We start from the raw sequence: 25,092 nt of genomic DNA, 5'->3' as shown, positions 1-25,092 counted from the left end.
GTTCGAACCGCAGTGCTATCGTCAACTACGGAAACCGCAACCGGGCTGGGCTTCGCGTCGCCAGCTCTCGCCAAATCGGCAGTGAATTCACTCGTCGGAAAGCGGACGGCCAAGAAGCAGCCGATGCGCTGGTCGTTCCACGGGTGCGCTATGCTCATGCAGTTCCGGGCGGCGGAGATCAATGGCGAACTTCACAACCACCTGCCGGCTGCGTATTCCGGTGATGCCGGACGGCTATTCCAATCTGAAGCCGGACAAGCCTGTCCGGTCATTCCCTGGAATCCGCATGCCGGCACCGTTTCGACAGCTTGAGACCGTGCCTGCAATATTCAAGCCCATACCGCCTCTTCTGCATGCGCGCACCCAAAGAGAAATTGCCGATCTCGCAGACCGACCTCAAAGCGAGGACATTTGCAGGGGCAGGTCACGCCGCTTGTCGGTAGCACCGGCCCGGCCCATCCTTTTGTTAGGGCTTCCGACATTCTTGTCCCGCTTCGAACAAAATAAGGCTTGCGGATTTCTTCCGACTACGCCCTGTCGCTGCAAACGTAGTGTGATTGCCTAGCCTTAAGTCAAATGGCACCGCACTTGCGTCAGACTCACTGGAACCCAGAGGAAGCACGTAGAGCACTAGGAACAAGGCCATTGCTGACGTCGCAAAGCTCGATGGAAACGCCTGAGAAGACCGAGCCCACCCCAGTTGAACATCGGGACAGGGTCCACTCCAGAGGTCCGTGCTCGGCAGCTGTATTGTGCACGACTGGCCAACGCGTGGCGCTCGCCGTTTTGACCGGTCTTCATCCGCATGTGCGTGTCGAAGGCATCTATCTAAGGGTCACTCAAGCCAAGGTCGGCGTTTCACCCGCAATCCTAAAGGCGCTGAACCCATTCCGCGAACCGGGGCTTTTGCGCGTTTTCACAGTTGACCCATCACATGCCTCTTTAGACACGGACCCATCCGATCACTACCGATTTTTCCTCAAGGACGAGAAGCGGTCATCCATGTCCATTCCAGGCCATCAGCGTAGAAGGCCCGCCCGAGCCGCACAAAGGCACTCAGATCACCAATACCAACCTGGTCGTTCGGTGCGGGCGGCGAAGACGCGGAGCCAAAAGGTCCCTTCAACTGGATGGCAAAGAAACAGGAGCCGGAAAGGCCTCATCTCATGCGCGGGATGCCGGCCGAGATGGACGTTGCGTCGGCCCGACCGAGAAAGCCATGCATCAGTTTTCTTCTAGAGGAGCAACATTGATGACCGTGAAAAATGAGATTTCGCACGAGTGTCCGCGATGAGACCATCCAGGGGCCAAACCCATACCGCTGGGAAGACAAGACCTCCGACGACTGCTTCAGAGGCAACCGCGTCATCATGTTTTCACTGCGTGGTGCCTTTACCCCGACCCGTTCGACCTACCAACTGCCTAACTTCGAAAAGCTCTATGACGAGTTTGAGAGGGAGGGAATTGATGCGATCTACTGTCCGTCAACGATGCCTTCGTCATGAATGCGCGGGGGAAGGCTATAAGGGCTGCCGAGGTCAAGCTCATCTCGGGCGGCTCCGGCGAGTTCACGCGCAAAATGGGCATCCTGGCTGCCAAGGACAGTCTCGGCTTCAGTATGCGCTCTTGGCTCTACGCCGCCCCGATCAACAATGGCGCGGTGGAGCAGGGGGTCGAGGAGGAAGATTTCTCCGACAACTGCGAGGCCGATCCCTCTCCGGCGTTTCATCCCCCAGAACGTTCTTGAAACCGAGGCCGTTAAAGCTGAGGCCGCAAAGCAGACAATTCTCATCAAGCCTAATAGCGCAGCCAATCGCGCTGCCCAGATAGTTTGCTGGTAAGCTCTTGTTCTGGATTTCGTGATAGAACCAGGAATTTCGTTAATTATACGCAATGAATTTACAGAACATGCGCTCTGCCAAGGCGGCTTATTTTACCTTCATATTGGAGAAAAGTTTGAACCATGCAGTTGAGCGGAGATCTGAGATTAGAAGCTTATCGGCGGATGCTTCGTATCCGCGGATTCGAAGAAGAGGGTATGCGCCAGTTCAAAGATAGCAAGATCCCGGGTTGGTTCCACTCAAGCGTGGGTCAGGAAGCCGCTATCGTAGGGGCATGTCTCGCCTTCCGGGACGATGACGCCATGACCGGAACGCATCGTTCGCACGGCCATTCGATTGCGAAGGGTGCCCATCTTGACGCGCTCATGGCCGAGCTTATGGGAAAGGAAGTCGGCGTTTGTAAGGGGCGCGGCGGCTCGATGCACCTTGCAGACAATTCCGTCGGGATCATCAGCGAAGTGGCTATCGTCGGAGGGGGCATCCCCCTTGCTGCGGGGTGCGCGCTCAGCGCCAAGGTGCGGGGCGTCGATCAGGTTACCCTTTGTTTTTTTGGCGATGGAGCGGTGAATCAGGGCACCTTCCATGAGAGCCTCAACATGGCCTCGCTGTGGAAGCTTCCGGTCGTCTTTCTTTGCGAGAATAACGGCTATGCAATTACCACCTCGGTGGCGCAAAGTCACGGGCAGACCGACATCGCGCTGCGGGCGGCGGGCTACGGCTTGCCAGGGGTAACGGTTGACGGACAGGACGTGAACGCCGTCTATGGAGCTGCGACACAGGCCGTCACGCGAGCACGCGCGGGTGAGGGGCCTACTCTCATAGTAGCTAACACCTATAGGTTCGATGATCACAGTGTCCGCATGGTTGTTCGGGGCGTGCCGTATCGAACGGTTAAAGAGTTCGAGAGATACAAACGCGACCGCGATCCGATCACGCTATATCGTAACGTGCTCCTAGAACAAGGAGTCAATGAAGAGAGTGTGAGAGCAATAGAGGACGATGTCGCCGAGGGCGTCAAGCGGGCTGTACAATTTGCTTTGGTCAGCCCCATGCCTCGCCGCGAAACCCTGCCCGACTACATGTTCAGGTCGCCCCTCTCGTAGGACACAACAGCTTCGTGGCTGGGCAAGCGAGGACTTAATCGAAATGCAAACTAATGCACAGAAACTTGCCGTTACGCCCCGCACCTATATTCAGATGACATATCTGGATGCGATCATGCAGGCGCAGTTAGAGGAAATGACGCGTGACGAGCGCGTGATCTTGATGGGAGAAGACGTAGAGGTCTACGGCGGGGGTAAACTAATCGAGCAACTCGGAAGGAATCGGGTCTGGAACACGCCGATTTCTGAAGGCAGTTTCACCGGAATGGGAATCGGGGCTGCCATAAATGGGTTGCGCCCGATCATAGACCTGACAATGGCCAGTTTCGTCTATCTTGCTTCGGATCAGATTATCAACCAAGCCTCGAAGTTGCGTTATATGACTGGAGGTCAGATTAACATTCCGATCGTGGTTCGTTGCTGCATGTACCCGGAGGGGAACAACGCGGCGCAGCATGCCGACCGGCCTTATCCGTCTTTCATGAATGTTCCGGGCCTCAAGATTATCAGCCCGACCAGCCCAGCCGACATCAAGGGCCTTATGAAATCGGCCATTCGCGACGACGACCCTGTACTCATCTTTGAGGACAATCGATTATGGGCAGTCAAGGGTGACTTGTCCACAGATCCGGATCATGTGATCCCGATTGGCAAAGCGGATTTGAAGCGCGAGGGAAAAGACGTAACACTTATCGCTATTGCAGGCGCAATTCGGCCGACGATAGAAGCCGTCAATGCGCTTGCCGAGGAAGGCATTTCCGTGGAAGTGATTGACCCGCGTACGTTGAAGCCACTCGACCACGAGTCGTTCAAAACCTCGGTCGCAAAGACCGGTAGACTTGTAATCGTCGATAACGCGCACCGCGTCTGCAGCGTCGCGAGTGAAATCGCCGCAGTGATGGCGGAAGAGGCGTTTGATCTATTGAAGCGCCCGATCATTCGCCTGAGCGCTCCCGATATTCACGTGCCATTCAGTCCCGCCCTTGAGCAGGATTTCTACCCGACGAAGGATGGCATTATCGCAGCCGTTCGGCGGCTGCTCCAAACGTGAATCATCGAAATGTTTGTGGAGGGAGTTGGTGGCGGCGAACGGATTGCGGGCGTGCACAGGCAAGCATGCGGTTGAGGACGGCGCAGCCGATGGCAGACTTCCGTCTGCTGAGCGTGAAACGACCGAGCCCGCACGCTTCCTCAAGCCCGACTTCAACAGTCGCGTGAGAACAAAGGGGGGATGAAGCGTAACCGGGGCAATTTCCGGGCGGAGGGGGTTTGCAGGCGGGTGCGTTCGTGATTCACCCTTTGCGTGACGCTAGCACCGACTGGTTCGCTTAAAGGTCTGTCGCTTGCGGAACTCCGCGGGCTGGTTTCTGCGTTGATCGGCGAAGTGCGCGGTCTTCAAGGCCGGGTCGAGAGCCTTGAGATGGAGAACCAGGCGCAACGCACCGGAACCAGACCCTGAAGGATGAGATCACCCGGCTGAAGGACCTGCCGCCGCGTCCCCCGGTCAAGCCGACCAAGCCATCGGGCATGGAGAAGGCGACGCAGCCGACCTCTGGCAAGCGCCAGCGGCGCGGCGCCAAGCGCGATGGCGGTCGCGTGAGCCGCACGGTGACGGTTGCGGTGAGCGTACCCGCGGGCTCTCGCTTCAAGGGGTATGAGACGATCCTGGTGCGCGATCTGGCGTTGTCGGCCGAGGTGGTGCGCTATCGCCGCGAGCGCTGGGTGACACCGACCGGCGAAACGATGGTGGCGCCCTTGCCGGCGGGGATCATCGGCGGCTGGGGCGCGAACCTGCGCCGCTTCATTCTGGCCTGCCACATTCAAGGCCAGGTGACGACGGAGCGGTTGACGGCGGTTGTTGACCGGGATCGGGGTCGACATTTCGAAGCGCCAGGTGGTGCGGCTGATTTCGGAAGGCCTGGAGGCCTTCGCGGCGGAGGACCGTGAGGTGCTGCGCGCCGGGCTGGCGACGGCGCCCTAGATGATACGTCGGCGCGCCACGCCCACCAGGACGGCTACACCACCCAGATCGGCGATCGCCGCTTCACCGCGTTCCGCACCGGACGATCGAAGTCACGGGAGGCGTTCTTGGCGACGCTGCGTGCCGGGCACAGCGATTACGTCATCAATGAAGAGGCGCAAGGCATTTGCCGACAGCGCCGCATGGTAGGCGCATCTGGCGGCGCTGGGCCTTGACCAGCTTGCGGTTGAGCCCAACCCAGTCAGGGTCGCCATCGAAGGGGCGATGTGGGGGGCGATACGCCACCACTGCTTTCTCGCCGATACCGTCGTTTCCGATGATGCCGGCCAGTTCCGCATTGGCCAGCATGCGCTGTGCTGGGTCCACGCCGAGCGGCTCGTCCACAAATTGATACCCGTGACCCCGGATCAACCCAGGATGTTGGGCGCATCTGCGGCGCAAGTTTTACGAACTGCATATCAGTGGGATCTCGCAGGGCGCGACGGCCTCGGTCACAGCCATGAGCAAACTGTGGAAGGTCGAGGACGAGGTCCGCGGCAAGGATGCCGATAGCCGCGCTGCGCTGCGTCAGGAAAAGTCCGCGGCCATCGTCGCGAGCCTCTTCGAGCAGTGGGAAAAGGAACTGGGCAAAGTCTCCGGAAAATCCAAAACGCCTCGCGCCGGGTGAGCGCGTAGCGGATCGCCTCGGCAGGCTGGAACGCTTTCTCACGGACGGTCGCATCGAAATCGACTCCAACATCGTCGAGCGCCCCATCAGGCAGCCTATTTGCTGGCAGCGAGGGCGGTGGACGAACTTGGGCGACCGTGGCGACCCTTCTGCAGAGGGCAAAAATGAACAACGTCGATCCGCTCGCCTGGCTTTCCCAGACCTTGACCCGCATCGCTCAACGCTGGTCCGCAGCCGAAATCGACATGCTCACGGCGCATCGACATATGCCGTGAAGTTGTCGATGTCGGCGTACACCGAAATCGTCTCCATCCGCTTCGAGTTCCCCGGGGTAAGAGCCGAGATCAAGGTCGCGCAGAGGAGGAGCCGCCCGGGTGAACGCGAAGGCGCCGATCGGGTTTTTCTTGTTGTCAGCACGCCAGTCGGACACGACGGAATCCTTGCTCAGGCCAAGATTTGCCGCTTCCTGGCAATCTGCGATTTCGGCTTCCGTGAGTGGCGTGAGAGGGACGTCTTCGTCGTCAAGATCTTCGAGCCCGATTGCCTTCCTCGCCTCGTTGCTCAGATATATGCCGATGTCGCTCCTATTCGATGCGATCTTCGCTGCCATGTTGGCGGGACGACCTAGGAACAGCGGTTCACGGTTGCCGTTGCGGCGGTTGTTGACGACGAGCGCCCGGCCGCTGTCGATGCCAATTCGAACCTCGGCTGCCGGGATGTTCTCGTCGTCATCGCCAGTTTCGAGCAGGACGTCGCTGATCAACTGTGCGATGGCGACGGCGCGGTTAACGCGATCGTCTTCCGCGTCTTCGCCATAGGGCTTGGCGACGACCGCATGGAGCCGCTGATTGTGGAAGTCTACGCGGATTGCGTCGGACGCGGCCAGAATGCGATGGACGGCCGCTAATGCAGGTTGAGGAAGCGCAGCGTTCGCTTGTGGCAGGTTTCGCCTTCCGACTGCGTGCTTTCCAGCATGCCTTCCAGGTTGAGGATGTCGACATAGAGGTGAACCGCATCCATGCGGTAAGCCTTGTTTTTCGGTATCGAGGTCACCGAGGTGTCCCGCTTGTAATCCACCACGGTGACTGCCTCGACTTCCTTGATGCGGGCGTCGATCGCGTCCTTGGCGCGATCGTATTTCCAGTTGTTCGACAATTTCGACTCCACTTAATTCTTGGGCGCCTGGGCGCTAACGGCTTCGATCAAATTCCTGTCCGGCTATTCCGTCGTGAAAGGAGAGCTGTCGTTAGTTGTACGTCGGGCGGTATGCCCTCCATGCGGTCAATTCTCTGTTTGTTCTGCAGAGGATTTTTCCGGACGCTTTGCATCCGGAAAAATCGTTCCTTCACCTAAAGCCTCGGTCACCCACCTCTCGGAACGGCGGAAAACGTGTTGAGGCGTGTCTTTCGAGGCGGTTTAGCTGGAAATGTTACCAAACTATGCGCGCACCGATAGGAGAGGGCGGCACCACTTGCTCAAGAAACCTCCTGAGTTTGTGTCACCGCAGGTGTCGCACTTCTCGCACGATCCCTTTCTTCTCGCCCGTTCAGTTACCTGAAGAGCGTCTGCCGAGCCACTCCAGGTACATAACATTGGCTTTCAGACACCCAACTTTGGGTGTGGTACCACGTTCAGATTTCCTCAGCTGCACCCGCTCGTCGAACCACATGTATCGCACTTCTCGCAAGTCCCGTTCCGCACCATGGTGAAATTCTGGCACTCGGAGCAGGCATTGCCGGTGTAGCCCTGGAGCAGGGACTTGGCGCGGCGGTCGTTGGCGAGTTTCTTGGCTTCGGCCGCCTCAACGGCCGCGGCGTCGGTGAACAAGCCTGCCGTGGCGTCCGAAGCAGCCGCTTCCTCGAAAGCGATGTCCTCGGCCAATTCCCTAGCCCGTTCCTCATAGTCGCGCTTGTAGGCGACCGCTTCGTCGCTGGCCGGTTTCAGCGCTAGCACGTTGGAGCCGGAAAAGGCTGTCGGCACCGAGCGGGCAGGGGCTCCCGAAGGGGCTGCAAAGCCTTTCGGATCGTTGCCGCTGACGCGCGACACCAGCTTCACCGGCGAGGCGCCGCGGGTCAGGCCCTTGGAGACCGCATCCGTCTTGCCTTCGCTGATGCCGCGGCCAAGTGCGGTGTTCGAAAAGTCGGACTGGTCGACATGGGCGAGGTCGTTGCGGCCGAGATAGGAGATCGCCAGTTCGCGGAACACGTAGTCGAGGATCGACGTCGCACTCTTGATGGCGTCATTGCCTTGCACCATGCCGGCCGGCTCGAACTTGGTGAAGGTGAAGGCGTGCACATATTCGTCGAGCGGCACGCCATATTGCAGGCCGAGCGAGATGGCGATGGCGAAGTTGTTGAGAAGGCCACGCAGCGTCGCGCCTTCCTTGTTCATGTCGATGAAGATTTCGCCGAGGCGGCCATCGTCATATTCGCCGGTGCGCAGGAAGATGGTGTTGCCACCGATCTTGGCCTTCTGCGTGTAACCCTTGCGGCGGCTGGGCAGCTTTTCCTGCTCGCGCGACACGCGTTCGATGATGCGCTCGACGATCCGCTCGGTGATCTGTGCCGCGCGCGCTGCCGCCGGTGCGGCGATCAGCTGCTCGAGGGCTTCGTCCTCGTCGTCCTCGACATCGGCGAGCAGCGAGGAATTGAGCGGCTGCGACAGCTTCGAGCCGTCGCGATAGAGCGCGTTGGCCTTCAGCGCCAGCTTCCACGACAGCATGTAGGCGCCCTTGGCGTCTTCCACCGTGGCATCGTTGGGCATGTTGATGGTCTTGGAGATGGCGCCGGAGATGAAGGGCTGCGCCGCCGCCATCATCTGGATGTGGCTGTTGATCGAAAGCGAGCGCTTGCCGATCTTGCCGCACGGGCTGGCGCAGTCGAACACAGCCAGGTGTTCGGGCTTGAGGAAGGGCGCGCCTTCCAGCGTCATCGCACCGCAGACATGGATGTTGGCGGCCTCGATGTCCTTCCTGGAGAAGCCGAGCGCCGGCAACATCTCGAACGAAAAGTCATTGAGCTGCTCGTCGGTGAAGCCGAACGTCTCCTTCACCCAGTCGGCGCCGAGCGTCCACTGGTTGAAGACGAACTTGATGTCGAAGGCCGACTTCAAGGCTGCGTTGAGCGCCGCGATCTTCTCGTCGGTGAAACCCTTTGCCTTGAGCGCGCCGGGGTTGATGGCGGGTGCCTGGTTGAGATTACCGTGGCCGACCGCATAAGCCTCCATCTCGCCGATCTGGGCTTCGGAGTAGCCGAGCGTGCGCAGCGCCTCCGGCACGGCGCGGTTGATGATCTTGAAATAGCCGCCGCCGGCGAGCTTCTTGAACTTCACCAGGGCGAAGTCGGGCTCGATGCCGGTGGTGTCGCAATCCATGACCAGGCCGATCGTGCCGGTCGGCGCGATCACGGTCGCCTGCGCATTGCGGTAGCCATGCTCCTCGCCAAGCTCGATGGCGCGGTCCCAGGCGGCCTTGGCGTGGGCGGCGAGCTCCTGCTGCTTCAGGTCGGAAGCGACCAGCGGCACCGGATTGACGGCGAGCTTCTCATAGCCCTGCTTCTCGCCATAGGCGGCGCGGCGATGGTTGCGCATGACGCGCAGCATGTTCTGCGCGTTGCGGTCGTAGTCGGCGAAGGCGCCAAGTTCGGAAGCCATCTCGGCCGAAGTGGCATAGGCGACACCGGTCATGATCGCGGTGAGTGCGGCGCAGATGGCGCGGCCCTCGTCGGAATCGTAGGGAATGCCCGAGGTCATCAGCAGGCCGCCGATATTGGCATAGCCGAGGCCGAGCGTGCGGTATTCATAAGACTGCTTGGCAATCTCCTTCGACGGGAACTGCGCCATCATCACGGAGATTTCCAGCACGATGGTCCACAGCCGTACGGTGTGCTCGTAGGCGGCGATGTCGATGGTGCCATCGGCATTGCGGTAGGGCAGCAGGTTGATCGAGGCCAGGTTGCAGGCCGTGTCGTCGAGGAACATGTATTCCGAGCACGGGTTGGAGGCCCGGATCGCACCGGCGGAAGCGCAGGTGTGCCAGTCGTTCATCGTCGTGTTGAAATGCAGGCCCGGATCGGCCGATGCCCAGGCGGCATAGCCGATCTTTTCCCAGAGATCCCTGGCCTTCAGCGTCTTCAGCACCTTGCCGTCCTTGCGGGCGGTCAGGTGCCAGTCGCCATCGTCCTCGACAGCGCGCAGGAAATTGTCCTTCAGCGACACCGAATTGTTGGAGTTCTGGCCCGAAACCGTGAGGTAGGCATCTGAATCCCAGTCGGTGTCGTAGGTCTTGAACGACATCGACTTGTAGCCCTGCTTGGCGAACTGGATGACGCGGTAGATGTAGTTCTCCGGCACGGCGGACTTCTTGGCCGCCTTGATCTCGCGCTTCAGCGCGGAGTTGATCGATGGATCGAAGCAATCGTCGCCATTGCCTTCGCAGTTGACGCAGGCCTTCATGATCGCTTCGAGATGCTTCTTGACGATCTTGGAGCCGGTCACCAGCGAGGCGACCTTCTGCTCTTCATTGACCTTCCAGTCGATGAATTCCTCGATATCGGGGTGGTCGGCGTCGACGATGACCATTTTGGCGGCGCGGCGCGTCGTGCCGCCCGACTTGATGGCGCCTGCCGCGCGGTCGCCGATCTTGAGGAAGCTCATCAGGCCGGACGAGCGGCCGCCGCCCGACAGCTTTTCGCCTTCGCCGCGCAGCAGCGAGAAGTTGGAGCCGGTGCCGGAGCCATATTTGAACAGACGCGCTTCACGCACCCAGAGGTCCATGATGCCGCCCTCGTTGACGAGGTCGTCCTGCACGCCCTGGATGAAGCAGGCGTGCGGCTGCGGATGCTCGTAGGAGGATTTCGACTTGGTCAGCTTGCCGGTGAACGGGTCGACATAGAAGTGGCCCTGGCTCGGGCCGTCGATGCCATAAGCCCAGTGCAGGCCGGTGTTGAACCATTGCGGTGAATTCGGCGCCACGCGCTGCGTCGCCAGCATATAGGCAAGCTCGTCACGGAAGGCGCGCGCGTCTTCCTCCGACGCCTTGAAGTAGCCGCCCTTCCAGCCCCAATAGGTCCATGTACCGGCCAGCCGGTCGAACACCTGGCGGGCGTCGATCTCGGAGCCGTAGCGCTCGGCTTCCGGCAGCTTGGCAAGTTCGGCCTCGTCGGCGACGGAGCGCCACAGGAAGGAGGGGACGTCGTTCTCCTCGACCTTCTTCAGGCGCGCGGGGACACCTGCCTTGCGGAAATACTTCTGCGCCAGGATGTCGGCGGCAACCTGGGAGAATTGCGCCGGCACATCGATGTTGTCCAAGCGGAACACCACCGAACCATCCGGATTCTTGATCTCCGAAAGCGCCTTGCGGAATTCGATCTCCGCATAGGCAGATTGTCCTGGCTTGGTGAAACGACGCTCGATGCGCATTGGTCCGGTCCCTTTTGCCTACATATAGCGCTTTCGTCAGGGGATTTCTGCCCCCAATGCGAAACGCGCATGTCCGCCGTCTGCCGGCGTTCGAAAACGGCCGGCTCTCCATTTCGCGGTCTCCGCCGACCCTGCTGGTCAAAACTCCTTGCGAAGTTACTGTCCAACGCGCTGGCGAACCCCACGGGTCCCTCAAAACTGATTTTTTTCGATTCCCTCACTTGAGGGAAAATTCACACTATCTAGCGTCGAACCTACCTGCAAACACTAAATATAGTGTTAACAGACAATTTATTCAAGCCCGACAATTGTCCCAATTGTCCCCAACCGCCCCACAATTCCAACGCTTCCGCCGGCCTCGTAAACGGGCGGAAATGCGAGCAAAAACGCACATAATCCGGGAAAAAGACCGGGCTCAGAACTTTCCGGTCGCACTCTCAACAGAAGCGCATGGCCTATAAAAGGCGACTCGTTTTGCGCCGTCAAGGATTCGTTTGCGTAGCTTTTGTGACCCCAACATCTTGTGTGTCACACATGTGGATAACGGGGATAGAAAGCCGGCGCTGCGATCGCAATTTGCCGCCCTGAGGCCCAAGCTTGCCACGCCAGGTCCAGGCAGGATCAGCCGTAGTGAAGCCGGGGTTTTGGCTCGGTGCCGGTGAACTGCACTCCGAGGCGGTCGTTGTGCCGCCAGCGAACCTCGCATCGATAGGCGATGCCGTCGAGCGGCACATAGAGAAGGAAGCGATCGGGAACGCGGGCTTCGAGCGGTATCTTCAGTTCGGCGCCGCTTTCGTGCTGATTGCGCAGCGTGCAACCGACTTCCGAATTCGAAATTCCGGTAATGATCGACCCGCCCTTGAGCACGCGCGGACGATGGTCGCGCTGGGGCTGGCCGGACTGGTTCGGATTTGCAGGGTTCGCCATCGATGAAAAATACCAGAGCTGCCGAATCGTATCCTTGATTCCTTAGCAAAGCATTCACGTTGAGGCGCGGCGCCGTGGCCGTTCAATGTCCCTTCAGGGGAAGCTGTGCGGGTCGGCACAGAAATAGGCGATGATCTGACAAAGGTCGGGTTCGTTGATCATGCGCACCGCTTCGCTGGAACTGACCCATTTGCGGGTGCGGGAGTTTTTTTCCTTCCAGCGGTCGGCGACCTTGTCGACGTGCAGCGGGAACACCAGGACCTCGCACGGCACTTCTTCGCCGGAAGCCAGCACCTTGGCGTAGAAGTAACGGCCGGCTTCGAGATGAGAGACAGTCCCGCGCAGTCCGGCTTCCTCGCCGGCCTCGCGCGCAGCCGCCTCGCAGAGCGGCTCCCTGGCCTCGGGCCAACCCTTGGGCAATACCCAGCGGCCGGTGTCGCGGCTGGTGATCAGCATGATCTCGACACCGTTTCCGGTATCGCGCCAGGGTAGGGCGGCAACCTGCAGCCGGCACGGGGCCGTGCCGAAGAGCCGTCGGACCCTTTCGGCCAGATGATTATGCGTCGTTGGCCTCGTCAACATCGAAGAAGCTAGCCCCAGCCTCCGGAATCGTTTGCCGTCTCACGAATCTTACGGCTAATTGTCGGCAATAAAAGTAAAAAATTTCGTTCGCCCGGTTGAGTTCCGTCGATAGATGTCGATTTCACAAAATATCTGGCCCGCCGGGCCCGTTTGCGAAGGCAAATAGCGCCCGGTGCAAGCTGCCGATCTGTAACAGGCAGGTTGTTGCGAATCAGCCGGCGTGGTCGTCGGCGATCGGCTTCTGGTAGGTGAAGCCCATGTCCCATGGAAAATAGATCCAGGTGTCCTGGCTGACTTCGGTGATGAATGTGTCGACCAGCGGCCGGCCTTTCGGCTTGGCATAGACGGTGGCGAAATGCGCCTTCGGCATCATCGCGCGCACGATGCCCGCCGTCTTCCCGGTGTCGGTCAGGTCGTCGATGATCAGCACGCCGGCACCATCTTCGGTGAGCAAGGTCGGTGTAATCTCTTTGAGGACCTGCATCTGCCCCTGGCTGGTATAGTCGTGGTAGGAGGCGACGCAGACCGTCTCGATGACCCGGATGCCGAGTTCGCGTGAGATGATCGCAGCGGGAACCAGCCCGCCTCGGGTGATGCAGACGATCGCTTTCCATTGGCCCTTGTTGGCGCTGGCAAGCCGCCAGGCGAGCGCGCGGGCGTCACGATGGAACTGGTCCCAGGAGACCGGAAAGGCTTTTTCGGGAAGGGACATGTCGCGCACTCCGCAGCACGCGGGGATCGCGCGCAAGAAAACAGGGGAATGCGCGCGGAATTAGCTGGAAAGCCCCCGTCTTGGCAAGAGCAGCGGTCTTGGCAAGAGCAGGGGCCTTGGCAAGGGCAGGCCTGAGCGATCGCTGTGGACTTCAAACGCGTCGCATCAAAACAGATTCATGCGATCCGCTTCAAGTCTGCATGTCATCGTCTCAAAATCCGCGACCATTTTTGCGCGACATGCGTCAACGCGACAGGAAGGCTGCCACTGGCGCGGTGCGCAGCACACTGCGGGTCACGCCGCCGAACAGAAGTTGTCGCAGCCAGGAGTGGCTGTAGGCGCCGAGCACCAGCAGATCGGCGCCGGTCTCCGCGATCCTGGTCTGGATGATGTCGTCGATCGAATTGCCGCCCGACTGTTGCAGCGAGACACTGACGGTGGCGCCGTGGCGCGACAGCGCCGACGCGATTTCGGCGCCGGCGGCCTCCGGACTGTCGTCGAGCGTTTCAGGCGGGTCGATGACCAATATGTCGGTCTTCTCGGCTTCGATGATGAAGGGCAGCGCGTCGAAGGGGGCGCGCGCCGCCTCCTTGCTGCCGTTCCAGGCGAGCAGTACGTGTTTGAAGGTGGTGATCAGCGGCCCCCCATGCGGCACCACCAGCACCGGGCGGCCGGCATCATAGACCAGCGTGTCGACATCCGCGCTCGGGTCACCGCCCGTTTCGCGCTGCGCCGCAATGATCAGATCGGCGGCGCGCACGCTCGAAATGCCGGTCAGCGCGCTGTCGCCCGAAAAGCTCTCAAGGCTTCGCCACTCGAAGGACAGGCCGGAATCCTCGATACGCTTGAGGAAAGTCGCTTCCAGTTTTTTAGCGCGCTCCCGGTTCATGTCGGCCGAAACCTGCAGGAATTCCGTGTCCGGAAAGCCCGTGGCCGAAGTGTAAGGCACGGGAAGCGTTTCGGCGTGGATACCGATCAGATGGCTCTGGAACCGGGTGGCGAGCGGAATGGCGCAGTCGAGCACGCGCTCCGCGTCCTGCTCGTTCTGCAGTATGGCGACGATGGTTTTGAAGCGCATGATAATCCCTCAATCTGCGAGCTACCGAACTCGTGCCGAGGAAACGTTGCAGCGACGTGCTTGGTTCCGGTCTGGACAGATCAACCGGAATTGCTGAACCCGGTGACCATTGCCTCGACGTCGGCACGCGCGGCATCCAGGGCCGACTGGCTGCGGGCACGCACGACCAGTTCGGTCCAGAACTTGCCGTCGCCATATTTCGGGTAGGAGCCGATGATCGTGTCCGGATGCGCTTTCTGGATATCGCCAAGCGGCCCGCCGATGAGGCCTTCGCCGAATGGGCAGGGCACGGTTGCCGACAGCATTTTCGTACCCGCCTTTAGCGTCGGCACGACATTGTCGAGCATGGCCTGGAAGATCGACGGCACACCGGCCATGACATGGACGTTGCCGATACGGAAGCCGGGTGCAACAGACACCGGGTTGTCGATGAGATCGGCACCGCGTGGCATGCGTGCCATGCGTTTGCGGGCCTCCGTATATTCGATGCCGCGCGCGGCGTAGCTTGCCGCCAGCAGTGCATAGGCCTTGGCATCGTATTCGCAAGGCACGCCAAAAGCCTTCGAGACGGAATCGGCCGTGATGTCGTCATGCGTCGGGCCAATGCCACCGGTGGTGAACACGTAAGTGTAACGGGCGCGCACGGCATTCACCGCAGCAATGATTTCGTCTTCCTCGTCCGGGACGATGCGCACCTCCTTCAGGTCGATACCGATCGCCGTCATGATATCGGCGAGATGGCCGATGTTCTTGTCCTTGGTTCGGCCAGACAGAATCTCATCGCCGATGACGAGCATGGCGGCGGTTACGATTTCAGGCATGGAAGGCTCCGGCATGACGGGTGGCCTGAGATAGCGCGGCTCGGCGGCGGCCGCAATGCCGCCCGGACAGTGAACAATCTGCACCCATAAACCGAGATATCCATTGCATGCCCGACAGGGTGCCGCGCCACAGAAGTCGACCGTCGAAATGTACGGCCTTCGCTCGCGGTTCGAGGGGAAGGTTGCACCTGGATCGGAGGCAGGTAAGCTCATGCGGGCTCAGGTGCGGGTGAACGATGATGTTACCGATTCTGTCATGGCTTTTGGGCACGCTGCTCCTGATAGCGATCCTGTGGGTCGCCAGTTTGGTGGTGGCGACGCTGTGGATCGCGGCTAAAGCCGAACGGCTGGTGCCGCCGGTCGGAAAATTCATCGAGATCGACGGCAACCGCATTCATTATGTCGACCAGGGTGAGGGGCGCCCGATCGTCTTTGTGCACGGGCTTGGCGCTCAACTCCATCATTTCCGGCACACTCTGTTCGGGCGGTTCGGCCCGGGCTACCGGTTGATCGCGCTCGATCGGCCGGGGTCGGGCTATTCGGAGCGCGCGAGCGGCGCCACGGGTCGACTGCCCGAACAGGCCGAGATCGTGCGACGCTTCATTGAAGCCCTGGGGTTGGAAAGGCCGCTGGTGGTCGGCCACTCTCTGGGCGGCGCCGTCGCGCTGACCTTGGCCGTGGAGCACCCCGAGGCGATTTCCGGCATCGCGCTTTTGGCGCCATTGACCCATCTGGAGGCCGGCATGCGCGAAAAGTCCGGCTTGCTCTACATTCCCTCGCGTCTGCGGCGCTGGATCATGGCTTACACCATGGCGATACCGACAAGTCTCCGATATGCGCGGCCGACAATGGAATTCATCTTCGCGCCTCAGGTTTTTTCTGCTGACTACATGGTCGACGCAGGTGGTTGGCTCGGGCTGAGGCCGGCCCATTTCTACGCCACGTCGTCCGATGTCGTCGCGGTCGAGCAAGATCTCGGTCGCATCGAGCGGCGCTATGGCGAAATCGTCATGCCGACCGGCATTCTCTTCGGAACGGCCGACCGCGTCATCGATATCCGTACCCATGGCGAGCCATTGCGGAGCACGATCGAAAGACTTGATTTTGAATCGATCGACGGCGTCGGCCACATGCCTCAATTCGTCGAGCCAGACCGGGTCATTGCCTTCATCAAACGCCTCGCGACGCGTGCGTTCGCCGATTCGACATCAAACCGGCTTCACGACAAATTCAAGCAACCATTCGGCTGACTGCTGGCTTTTATCCTGTCGCCCCAAGGCGACCAAGATAGGAGTAAAAGCGATGTACAGAAAACTTCTCGCAGCATCCGTCCTGACCATCGGTCTCGCCACATCGGCGATGGCGCAGTCGTCGGACAGCAACTATTCCAACCATCGCTGGTGGTTGTTCGGCAATCAAGAACGGACGGCTGTCGATACCAACACCACCGGCAGCATCAATGCAGATAGGTCCGGGTTGAACGCTTTGGGCAACACCGGCGGGATTGGCCCATGTGCCGATCACACGCCCGGTCCAGACGCTAATTCCAGGCAGAACGTCAACGATCAGTACTGCGGCAAATAGGGCCACGTAGCGGCTGCTGGCTGCGGGACGTTTCCTCTTCGGACGTCTGCGGCTGGCGTCCCGCTCAATGCAGCCAAAAATTGACTGTAGACTTAATCGGAAACCTCTGTCTGCGGCCGATCCCGACCGTCGGCCAGTTCCTCATGCCATTCGCCATCGGCATCCTCGTACTGAATGCCGTCCGTGGCTCCGGCGATCCGTTGCTCGGCCGAAGCGATTTCGGCGGCGCGCAATGCGTCCTGATGGGTGGGAAACGTCTCCGAGAATGTCGCTCCGACCTTGTAGGCCCAGCCGCCGTCATGCTCGACGATCTTGTAAGTCAGTTTCGCCATGAAAGCCTCCAGTTGAAAGGTCCGACCGCTCAATGCAGCCGGTCGTCGGGCAGTTTGTCGTCGGGCACCAGAACTTCCGATTCCTTGGCAGCTTCGATCAGCGCCCGGCGCGCATCCGCTGTCGAACGATAACCTTCCAGCACTTTGAGGCAAGTGTCGAGGGCATCACGATGGCGCGGCCCGCGATTGAGCGGCCACACGGTCATCAAGCATTCCGCCGCCTCCTTGGCGCTGCGGATATGGCGATATTTGCCGACGTGGCCAAGTTCGACGACGACCGGCACTTCAAAAGGTTTGTCGTCCATGATGGCCGCAACGCAAAGCAGTCAATTTGGTTGCAACCATGGCCTTCAGCCTGCGTCGAAAAAGTCGCGTCGCGTTTCCTTAGGTCTTCGTTTGATGCATGTCGTAAAAACCGGATCCACTTTTGGGTGACATGCACCGGCGTCTCAGTAGCCACAGTCGTTGCGCAGCCAGCGTGCGTTTGCCCAGCCGGTCCGGCCGCCGATTTCGACCTGATACCAGTTGCCGCGTCGGTCGAAGATCTCGGTATGATCGCCATTGAACAGCTGCCCGACCATCCGCGACGACGAGTTCGGCCGCGTCCGCACGGCGAGAAAGCCGCTGCCGGTCGCCGGATTGTAGCGACCGGAGAGGCCGTGCACCGTGCCCTCGCAATATTGTGGGCCGGCCGGCGCCGATGTGCCGATCCAAAGTCCGGCCACAACGGTCAGCGCTGCAACCGGCAAGAATGCCCTCAACGACATGATTTCCTCCCAAGCCCGACCGCGCCCGCCGCAGCCTCACCGACCGTAACAGTTTGCGGCGAGAATTGAAGCGGGGCGAACTGTCCAGGGTAGAGGGCAGGTTGGACCGGCAGAACGGGCCGATCAGCCCGCCGCCTTCATCCAGTGCTGCATCGTGGTCACTGAGCGCGCAAGCTGGGGCGCCGGGTGGATTGTCTCGCTGAACGTCGCCGCCGCACGCCAGCCCCAGCGCGGATCGGCGAGGAAGGCGCGCGCCAACGCCACAATGTCGGCGCGGCCTTCGGCAACGATCGCTTCGGCCTGCTTCGGGTCGTCGATCAGGCCAACTGCACGGGTGGGAATGCCGGCGCCCCTGCGCACAGCCTCTGCCAGATGCACCTGGTAGCCGGGACCGGTGGGCAATTTCTGCAACGGTGAATTGCCGCCGCTCGAGCAGCAGAGATAGGCGACGCCAGCGTCCTTGAGTGCTTTCGCCACTTCGATCGCATCCTCCACGTCGAAGCCGCCATCGACCCAATCCTTCACCGAAAGCCGCGCACCCAGCATCAGTTTTGGCGTCGCCTTCCGCACCGCCTTGGCGATTTCGACGACAAGACGCATGCGGTTCTCAAGCGAGCCACCCCAGCGATCGGTGCGTTGGTTGGATAATGGCGACAGGAACTGGAAGATCAGATAGCCATGCGCGGCATGCAGTTCGAGGAAGTCGAAGCCCGCGCGTTCGGCGCGCCTTGCCGCGTCTGCGAAGCGTTCGATGAGCTGCAGGATCTCTTCGTCCTCCAGCGCCCGTGGCACGTTCCAGCCGGTGTCGTAAGCGATGGCCGACGCCGAGAATGTCTGCCAGGGGTCTTCATCAGGTTGCAGCGGTCCGCCGCCCTCCCACGGCTTGCGATTCGAGGCTTTGCGGCCGGCATGGGCAAGCTGGGAGCCGAACTTCGTGCCGGGAGCGGCGACGCGTCTTGCCGCGTCGAGCGCCCGGCGGGCAGCTGCCTCATTGTCTTCGGAATAGAGGCCGAGGCAGCCATGCGTGATGCGTCCGCGCCGCTCGACATCGGTCATCTCGACGGTGACCATGCCGGCACCGGACATGGCAAGGTTCATCCAATGGTAGAGATGCCAGTCGCTGGCCGAGCCGTCTTCGGCCGAATACTGGCACATCGGCGCGACAGCGATGCGATTGGGAAAGGTAAGGCCGTCGAGGGTGATCGGCTGGAAAAGCGATACTGTCATGAAAAGCGCTCCGGGGAGGGGTAGCAGCTATTTAGGCAGCCGTTCGCGTCTACGCCAGACACGAGGCGGTGAAACGGGTTCTGGACCAATCACTGAGGGCATTGCCGAAACGCTGGTTCGCGGCTAGGCCTCGACCCGAAAGCATGGAGATCATGATGGAAGATCGCGTTCGCATCCGTTCGGAGGAAATCCTCTCCGACGACTGGGCGGTTCTGAAGAAGACCGTCCTCGACTACCGCCGGCGTGACGGGGAGTGGGAGACGCAGGTGCGCCAGACTTATGATCGCGGCGACGGCGCGGTGATCCTGCCTTATGATCCCTCGCGCTCGACCGTGCTCCTGGTGCGCCAGTTCCGTTATCCCGCCTACGTCACCGGTCACCGCGAGCCGCTGATCGAGGCCTGTGCCGGGCTGCTCGACGAAAACGATCCGGAAACCTGTATCCGCAAGGAAGCGGAGGAGGAACTCGGCTACCGGCTGCAGAATGTGGAGCGGCTGTTTTCGCCCTATATGAGCCCGGGCAGCGTCACCGAACGGCTCTGGTTCTTCATCGCCCGTTATTCGCCCGCTGACCGCATCTCGGCAGGCGGCGGTGCGGCGGACGAAGGCGAGGACATCGAGGTTCTGGAAATGCCGCTCGACGAGGCGCTGGCCGGCATTGCCGACGGCCGCATCATCGACGCCAAGACCATTATTCTGATTCAGCACTTGAAGCTGAACCCGATCCCCGCCTGACCCTTGGCGGCGATCCGGCGCCCTGCAGGCATCGGGCGCTGGACCACAGCGTCACCAAAGCAGACCAACTGACGGCCACCGGAGGTCTTCTCGAGCAGACAAACCGAGAAGGGCGTCGGCTTTGCGTTTTGGCAACCATTTTAGTGATAGCTGATTGAATCATGGTTTTGCGAGTCATGCGTTGAAGTTCATCGACCGTTCACCGCTGATTTACGGGAAGAAAACGCGATGACCCCAACCGATCCGCCGATGGAGCGACGCTCTCACACACGTGGGATTGTCCTGAAGGATGCGACCATCATCACGGACGATGCGAAGATCGATTGCTGCGTTCGGAATCAACACGCTCACGGTGCGGAATTGCGGGTTGACCCCAGCATCACAATTCCCGACCGTTTTACCCTTCAAGTGCCTGAAGATGACGCCAGCTATCGAGCTGTGGTGAGGTGGCGAAGGCGTGAGCGCCTTGGCATTCAAATATATTGAGTTGGAATGCCGCAGGCCCATCCGCAGAAAAGCAACGGAAGCTGGGATTCTCAATTTCACCTGCGCGCGGCCATCTGGCGCGCGTTCATTCGGTTTTGTAAGTCTGCCGATGATTTTGATTTGAAGCAATGCAGCTTCTGGTTGCGGACATAGAACGCCGGCTGCAACCTTAGGGGCTTGGACATGACTTTTCATGCAACGGCCAAACGCATTGTGCTCGGCACAGTCGTCTTCATTCCAGCGATAGGGCCGCTGCAGTGGAACATTAGCGCTGCGTGAAAGTTGAATCTCAATCGAGGCTTTGAAACCCGGGTAGGGAAAATGTCCGTATTGGCGTTTGCTTTGGTCTACAATTCGGGGCTGGCCGGCGACGACCTCATAGGCGCTTTCGTATCGCTGATGGCATGCTTTGTACTTTTCAACGTCATGGCGAAGGATCGCGCAAATCGCTAGGCCGCGTTCCTTGACCGAATTTTCAATTCAATTGTTGTGGTCGAGGAGCACCTGCCAACGGCGTCTCCATTTCCTTGAGCAGCCTATGCTAAACCGCATCACCAGAGGGGTAGTTTAGCGACGGCGATCCAGAGGTGAAGACAACACCGGCGGCCTCCAATGCTCGGCGAATGCGAGTAAGGTTGCCGTTGCGGGGAATTCTGTTGCCATTCTCAAACTCGCGGATGGTGTCTTCGCTGACATCGGACTTCGCGCCAAGTCGAGCGCGCGACCAGTTCAAGAGCGCTCGTGCTGCTCGCGACTGCTCTGCCGTAACGTTTTGCAAGCGACGCCTCCGTCCCGAAAAACCTGCTGCAAGAACAGCGGAATGGGCGGAAGGTTCCGACAACATTTTCGGCTGCGACTTAAGTCCTGTCCCGCGAAGCAACGGTCCCAGAGCAAAGCGCCGCCGAAAGCAGGGCGGCCCCCTCGGTGCGGCGCGCACTAAAATGAACGTGCGGTAACGGTTGATTCAACCATTGCTGGTATATTGTAGTGTAAGGTGGCGGCTCCGACAGTCCGGCGGGCGCTCAGTGCCGGAGCCGCCTGCGCAGTCCGGTTGGGTTTGACCGCGCCGTCCTATTCTGGGACAGCGCGGTCAACGATTCGTTAAAATCCTCCGGATCTGATTAAGCACGCGCTAATTAATTGAATCGCTATTTGCGAGTCGGGCCGCGACCGCCGGCCGGTGTTCTTCACCTGCGTGCCTGATTGTCAACGCCAGGACGAGGCACGCTGCATGCGGATTCGATCGCACTGAAGTGCTGGACGATTTCAGTAACGCCTCGGCTGAAGTGAAAGCACCAGCCCGACAATCAGGCCGAGCACGAAGCCCAGCGGACCTGTGATGAAGATGCCGAGCAGCGGGCCCTGGTTTGCTTCGGGCGTGAAGACAATCGGCCCCACGAACCCGCCGATAAAGCCGATGACGCCAAGGATCGCGCCCCATCGAAACATCGTGGCAATCATACCCGATCCTTCCGCAGCCTCAAGTCAGCGCCGCCGCCGTTCTCGGCGGTGACCTCGGCGCCGGCAGATTCAAGAGCTCTTGCATTGGTGTAGTTTCGTGGCAGGGCCAGGTCAGATTCAAGGCAAGCTCCGATTCCCGCTCAAAGTCAAATCTTGCGCACGCTCCGGCTACCCGCACGGCTTCCCACGAATGATCTCCTTGGGCATCCACCACCTCAGAATGCTATAGTCGTTGGAATTCAATCTGGTGCGGACGACGGGAATCGAACCCGTACGATCAGAGATCGAGGGATTTTAAGTCCCTTGCGTCTACCAATTCCGCCACGTCCGCAGGCCAGCCCTTTTCAGACGCCAGACACAGGCCGTCAAGTCGTGTTCTTTGGCCTTGGCCGAACGTGCAAACAGGCCGGGCGGCTTGGCGATACTGGCGCGATAATCCGCGAGGCCGGCGCCTCTCAGGCCCAACCCATTCCCCCGCCCATACGGAGCGCCGGCCGCCCCAACTCTTTTGAGGTGGTTCCTCAAGCTCCCCTTCTGGCCGGCAAAGCCATAACAGTGGGCTGGTTCAGAACTTATAGCTCAAATTGATCCCGACCGTGTTGAGCTTCACGTTCTGATCGCGATCGTTGAAGGGTTCCGCCACGTCGTAGTGCTCGGAGCCGAAATCATAGTAGCGATACTGAGCGCCGACGACGAACTTGTCGGTCAGTGCGTAGTCGACGCCGGCACCCACGGTCCAACCGACATTTGTGCGCGTGCTGGCGAACGCCGGACCCGCGACTTGCGATGTCTCGATGCCGGCAAAGGCGACGCCGCCAATACCGTAGACCAGCAGGCGATCCACGGCGTAGCCGGCCTTGGCGTTGACCGACCCGAACCATTTGATGTCGGTCCCGAATGGGCTTCCCAGGCCCGATTCCGTCGTGCCTTCGATCGAGGAATAGTTGAGGTCTGCCTCGGCGCCGAGCACAGCCTGGTCGAACTGCCACAGGCCGGCGACATGGCCGCCGACGAAGCCGCCATCAATATCGGGGGTGATGGAAAACGGCGCGCCTTCCGTCGTTGATATATCGGATCGGCCCCAGCCATAGCCGCCCTGCAGACCGGCGTAGTAGCCCGTCCAGTCGAAGCCGGGCGCTGTCATCGGCACGTCGACCATCTGGTCGGCTGCCAAAGCCGGCACGGCCGAAGCGACAAGAAAAACGGCACTTGCGACCACCAGGCGACGCATCGAACTCCCCGAAATGGCGATCCAGAAATGTCCTTGCGGGAAGGGTAACCTGATTTGCCACAAAACGGAATTCCATTTCCGACTGCGACCAATATGTGGTGAAGACGGCGTAATCCGTTGATCGACAGGAGCAATGACCGTTCAGCGCTGGTCAAAACCACATCGGCTTGGCACAGTCGGGCAAAGAGGAGTCTTTCATGACAAAGAAGCCGTCGGGGCATGCGACGAAACCCAAACCCTGGACCGAGATGGCGACGCATCTGGTCGATGTCGCCATGGGGCGCAAACCCGCCGATCTCGTTATCCGCAACGGCCGCTGGGTGAACGTCCATTCGGGCGAGATCATCGCCGGCACCGACATCGCCATTGCCGGCGGGCGCTTCGCCTTTTGCGGGCCTGATGCAAGCCACGCCATCGGCCAGGGCGTTACCAAGGTAGTTGACGCAGGCGGGCGATATCTGGTGCCCGGCCTCTGCGACGCGCACATGCATGTCGAGAGTGGCATGGTGACGGTGACCGAGTTCTGCCGGGCTGTCATTCCGCACGGCACCACGTCGATGTTCATCGATCCGCACGAGATCGCCAATGTGCTGGGGCTGCCAGGCGTGCGGCTGATGCATGACGAGGCCGTTGCCATGCCCATCAACGTGCATGTGCAGATGCCGTCCTGCGTGCCTTCGGCGCCGGGGCTCGAACATGCCGGCGCCGAACTGACGGTCGCCGATGTGGCGGAAGCGATGACCTGGGAAAACATCATCGGACTGGGAGAAGTGATGAATTTCCCCGGCGTCGCCGCCAATGATCCGGTCATGTCGGGCGAGATCGCCGCGACGGTCAAGGCAGGCAAGACGGTCGGTGGCCACTATGCCTCGCGCGATCTCGGTCTGCCGTTCCATGGCTATGTCGCAGGCGGCCCGGAAGACGACCACGAGGGCACGCGCGCCGAGGATGCCATTGCGCGTGTGCGCCAAGGCATGAAGGCGATGCTGCGGCTGGGTTCGGCCTGGTACGACGTGGCCTCGCAGATCAAGGCGGTAACGGAGAGCGGGATCGACCCGCGCAACTTCATCCTGTGCACCGACGACAGCCATTCCGGCACGCTGGTTCATGAAGGCCACATGGACCGCGTGGTGCGCCACGCCATCCAACAGGGGTTGAAGCCGGTGACGGCGATCCAGATGGCGACGCTCAACACCGCCCGGCATTTCAAACTGGAACGTGAGATCGGCTCGATTGCACCGGGTCGGCTGGCCGATCTGCTGATCGTCTCGGATCTCGCCGCAATGACCATAGACGAGGTCTATTCACGCGGAGTCAGGCTGGCCAAGGGCGGCAAGCTCGAAATCGATATTCCGGCCTATGATTACCCGAAGACGGCGAAGAATACCGTCAAGCTCGGCAAGAAGCTGAAGGGCGGCGACTTCGACATCGTGGCTCCCAAGGGCGCCAACGAGGTGCGGGTGCGCGTCATCGGCGTCATCGAGAACCAGGCGCCGACGCGGGCACTGGAGGCCGATCTGCCGGTCGAGGACGGGCTGGTCGCCATGGATCGCCGCAACGATGTCTGCCAGATCGCGCTTGTCGAGCGCCACAGAGGCACGGGCGGCGTTACCAACGCCTTCGTCTCCGGGTTCGGTTACATGGCCGACTGCGCCATGGCGTCCAGCGTGGCGCATGACGCCCACCACATTATCTGCGTCGGCACCAACAAGCAGGACATGGCGCTGGCCGTGAACCGTCTGGGCGAGGTCGGCGGCGGCGTCGTGCTGTTCTCCAAGGGCAAGGAACTGGCGCTGGTCGAAATGCCGATCGCCGGGCTGATGTCGGACGAGCGGGCGGAAATCGTCGCGGCCAAGGCGGACAAGCTCACCGAGGCGATGCGCAAGATGGGCTGTTCGCTAAACAACGCCTATATGCAGCACTCGCTGCTGGCGCTGGTCGTCATTCCCGAGCTCAGGATTTCCGATGTCGGCCTGATCGATGTGACGACTTTCCAGAAGGTCGACCTGTTCGTCTAGGATTGGTCGATATTCAGGTGATGCCGGCCTGCAAACGCCGGTTTCCTGCGCTTCCGGTGCTCACGTACTTAAGTACGCTCCGCTCCGGTTCTCGGACACCACCATTTTCGGCTCGGCCTGAC

25 protein-coding genes, 1 tRNA gene and 2 pseudogenes are annotated in these 25,092 nt (G+C 60.5%); 11 read left to right on the top strand and 17 right to left on the bottom strand.

The annotated features are described in order from the left end of the window. Positions 1–123 precede the first annotated feature (123 nt). The 5 genes and pseudogenes from NKH57_RS01755 to NKH57_RS01735 all read left to right on the top strand — a co-directional run bounded on the left by NKH57_RS01755 (position 124) and on the right by NKH57_RS01735 (position 4,891). Positions 124–312 carry a hypothetical protein gene (locus tag NKH57_RS01755; protein ID WP_352941165.1) on the top strand — a complete coding sequence of 63 codons (189 nt, stop codon included), beginning with the start codon at positions 124–126 and terminating at the stop codon, positions 310–312. Between the two features lie 953 nt (positions 313–1,265). After that, positions 1,266–1,830, top strand: a pseudogene (locus tag NKH57_RS01750) (redoxin family protein). A 133-nt stretch (positions 1,831–1,963) separates the two neighbouring features. Beyond that, positions 1,964–2,944, top strand: a complete 981-nt coding sequence (locus NKH57_RS01745) for a thiamine pyrophosphate-dependent dehydrogenase E1 component subunit alpha (protein WP_352941163.1) — start codon at positions 1,964–1,966, stop codon at positions 2,942–2,944. Positions 2,945–2,987: 43 nt separating this feature from the next. After that, the gene (locus NKH57_RS01740) at positions 2,988–3,995 is read left to right on the top strand and encodes an alpha-ketoacid dehydrogenase subunit beta (RefSeq protein ID WP_352941161.1); all 1,008 of its coding nucleotides are present in this window, start codon (positions 2,988–2,990) and stop codon (positions 3,993–3,995) included. A 476-nt stretch (positions 3,996–4,471) separates the two neighbouring features. Further along, the gene (locus tag NKH57_RS01735) at positions 4,472–4,891 is read left to right on the top strand and encodes a hypothetical protein (RefSeq protein WP_352941158.1); all 420 of its coding nucleotides are present in this window, start codon (positions 4,472–4,474) and stop codon (positions 4,889–4,891) included. 178 nt (positions 4,892–5,069) lie between these two features. On the opposite strand, the gene NKH57_RS01730 is transcribed toward NKH57_RS01735, so the two are convergent. Continuing rightward, on the bottom strand, positions 5,070–5,291 hold the full coding sequence (locus NKH57_RS01730; protein WP_352941156.1) for a hypothetical protein: 222 nt from the start codon (positions 5,289–5,291) through the stop codon (positions 5,070–5,072). A 49-nt stretch (positions 5,292–5,340) separates the two neighbouring features. On the opposite strand from NKH57_RS01730, the pseudogene NKH57_RS01725 reads away from it, so the two are divergent. Further along, positions 5,341–5,867 (top strand): annotated as a pseudogene (locus tag NKH57_RS01725) (IS66 family transposase); the annotation flags it as partial. Here NKH57_RS01725 and NKH57_RS01720 read toward each other — a convergent pair. The 8 genes from NKH57_RS01720 to NKH57_RS01685 form a co-directional block, all read right to left on the bottom strand. Further along, entirely contained in the window at positions 5,810–6,355 is a 546-nt protein-coding gene (locus NKH57_RS01720) for a hypothetical protein (RefSeq protein ID WP_352941153.1), read from the bottom strand. The pseudogene NKH57_RS01725 and the gene NKH57_RS01720 sit on opposite strands and share 58 nt — an antisense overlap. A gap of 140 nt (positions 6,356–6,495) precedes the next feature. Continuing rightward, positions 6,496–6,747, bottom strand: coding sequence for a hypothetical protein (locus NKH57_RS01715; protein ID WP_352941150.1), 252 nt, complete (start codon positions 6,745–6,747; stop codon positions 6,496–6,498). Between the two features lie 486 nt (positions 6,748–7,233). Then, positions 7,234–11,010: a vitamin B12-dependent ribonucleotide reductase gene (locus tag NKH57_RS01710; protein ID WP_352941147.1), complete on the bottom strand. Its 3,777-nt coding sequence runs from the start codon at positions 11,008–11,010 to the stop codon at positions 7,234–7,236. 621 nt (positions 11,011–11,631) lie between these two features. Continuing rightward, complete coding sequence (locus tag NKH57_RS01705; protein WP_352941145.1) at positions 11,632–11,937, bottom strand: PilZ domain-containing protein; 306 nt, start codon at positions 11,935–11,937, stop codon at positions 11,632–11,634. A gap of 93 nt (positions 11,938–12,030) precedes the next feature. Further along, positions 12,031–12,519, bottom strand: a complete 489-nt coding sequence (locus NKH57_RS01700) for an NUDIX hydrolase (protein ID WP_352602587.1) — start codon at positions 12,517–12,519, stop codon at positions 12,031–12,033. A 211-nt stretch (positions 12,520–12,730) separates the two neighbouring features. After that, on the bottom strand, positions 12,731–13,231 hold the full coding sequence (gene gpt / locus NKH57_RS01695; protein WP_352602584.1) for a xanthine phosphoribosyltransferase: 501 nt from the start codon (positions 13,229–13,231) through the stop codon (positions 12,731–12,733). 244 nt (positions 13,232–13,475) lie between these two features. Further along, positions 13,476–14,309: a universal stress protein gene (locus NKH57_RS01690; RefSeq protein WP_352941141.1), complete on the bottom strand. Its 834-nt coding sequence runs from the start codon at positions 14,307–14,309 to the stop codon at positions 13,476–13,478. Between the two features lie 80 nt (positions 14,310–14,389). Continuing rightward, positions 14,390–15,130 (bottom strand): competence/damage-inducible protein A, encoded by a 741-nt coding sequence (locus tag NKH57_RS01685; RefSeq protein WP_023759468.1) that lies wholly within the window; start codon positions 15,128–15,130, stop codon positions 14,390–14,392. A gap of 236 nt (positions 15,131–15,366) precedes the next feature. On the opposite strand from NKH57_RS01685, the gene NKH57_RS01680 reads away from it, so the two are divergent. Together NKH57_RS01680 and NKH57_RS01675 are read left to right on the top strand one after the other, a co-directional pair. Next, positions 15,367–16,380 carry an alpha/beta fold hydrolase gene (locus NKH57_RS01680; RefSeq protein WP_352941137.1) on the top strand — a complete coding sequence of 338 codons (1,014 nt, stop codon included), beginning with the start codon at positions 15,367–15,369 and terminating at the stop codon, positions 16,378–16,380. A gap of 52 nt (positions 16,381–16,432) precedes the next feature. Then, on the top strand, positions 16,433–16,714 hold the full coding sequence (locus tag NKH57_RS01675; RefSeq protein ID WP_352941134.1) for a hypothetical protein: 282 nt from the start codon (positions 16,433–16,435) through the stop codon (positions 16,712–16,714). Between the two features lie 92 nt (positions 16,715–16,806). Here the strand turns inward: NKH57_RS01675 and NKH57_RS01670 are convergent, their stop codons facing one another. The 4 genes from NKH57_RS01670 to NKH57_RS01655 form a co-directional block, all read right to left on the bottom strand. Next, positions 16,807–17,046, bottom strand: coding sequence for a DUF2188 domain-containing protein (locus NKH57_RS01670; protein WP_023759465.1), 240 nt, complete (start codon positions 17,044–17,046; stop codon positions 16,807–16,809). Between the two features lie 29 nt (positions 17,047–17,075). Further along, the gene (locus NKH57_RS01665; protein WP_032907483.1) at positions 17,076–17,354 is read right to left on the bottom strand and encodes a DUF982 domain-containing protein; all 279 of its coding nucleotides are present in this window, start codon (positions 17,352–17,354) and stop codon (positions 17,076–17,078) included. A gap of 141 nt (positions 17,355–17,495) precedes the next feature. Further along, positions 17,496–17,813, bottom strand: coding sequence for an SH3 domain-containing protein (locus NKH57_RS01660; RefSeq protein ID WP_352941132.1), 318 nt, complete (start codon positions 17,811–17,813; stop codon positions 17,496–17,498). Positions 17,814–17,936: 123 nt separating this feature from the next. After that, complete coding sequence (locus NKH57_RS01655) at positions 17,937–19,040, bottom strand: NADH:flavin oxidoreductase/NADH oxidase (protein ID WP_352941129.1); 1,104 nt, start codon at positions 19,038–19,040, stop codon at positions 17,937–17,939. Positions 19,041–19,195: 155 nt separating this feature from the next. Here NKH57_RS01655 and NKH57_RS01650 point away from each other — a divergent pair, with 155 nt between their 5' ends. Further along, positions 19,196–19,774, top strand: a complete 579-nt coding sequence (locus tag NKH57_RS01650) for an NUDIX domain-containing protein (protein WP_352726657.1) — start codon at positions 19,196–19,198, stop codon at positions 19,772–19,774. 228 nt (positions 19,775–20,002) lie between these two features. Continuing rightward, positions 20,003–20,260: a PilZ domain-containing protein gene (locus NKH57_RS01645; RefSeq protein WP_031260248.1), complete on the top strand. Its 258-nt coding sequence runs from the start codon at positions 20,003–20,005 to the stop codon at positions 20,258–20,260. A 541-nt stretch (positions 20,261–20,801) separates the two neighbouring features. Here the strand turns inward: NKH57_RS01645 and NKH57_RS01640 are convergent. From NKH57_RS01640 to NKH57_RS01625, 4 genes are all read right to left on the bottom strand, one after another. Next, positions 20,802–21,104: a helix-turn-helix domain-containing protein gene (locus NKH57_RS01640; protein WP_084025427.1), complete on the bottom strand. Its 303-nt coding sequence runs from the start codon at positions 21,102–21,104 to the stop codon at positions 20,802–20,804. Positions 21,105–21,526: 422 nt separating this feature from the next. Beyond that, entirely contained in the window at positions 21,527–21,721 is a 195-nt protein-coding gene (locus NKH57_RS01635; RefSeq protein WP_050589529.1) for a hypothetical protein, read from the bottom strand. Positions 21,722–21,966: 245 nt separating this feature from the next. Next, positions 21,967–22,052 (bottom strand) — tRNA-Leu (locus NKH57_RS01630). 234 nt (positions 22,053–22,286) lie between these two features. Beyond that, positions 22,287–22,952 carry an outer membrane protein gene (locus tag NKH57_RS01625; protein ID WP_352941125.1) on the bottom strand — a complete coding sequence of 222 codons (666 nt, stop codon included), beginning with the start codon at positions 22,950–22,952 and terminating at the stop codon, positions 22,287–22,289. A gap of 197 nt (positions 22,953–23,149) precedes the next feature. Here NKH57_RS01625 and ade point away from each other — a divergent pair, with 197 nt between their 5' ends. After that, positions 23,150–24,970, top strand: coding sequence for an adenine deaminase (ade, locus tag NKH57_RS01620; protein WP_352485700.1), 1,821 nt, complete (start codon positions 23,150–23,152; stop codon positions 24,968–24,970). Positions 24,971–25,092: the final 122 nt, after the last annotated feature.

The sequence above is a fragment of the Mesorhizobium sp. M1050 genome, from assembly GCF_040318715.1.
Taxonomy (GTDB): Bacteria; Pseudomonadota; Alphaproteobacteria; order Rhizobiales; family Rhizobiaceae; genus Mesorhizobium.
Note: the sequence above shows the minus strand (reverse complement) of the source record. Positions and strands in the feature narration are given on the sequence as shown.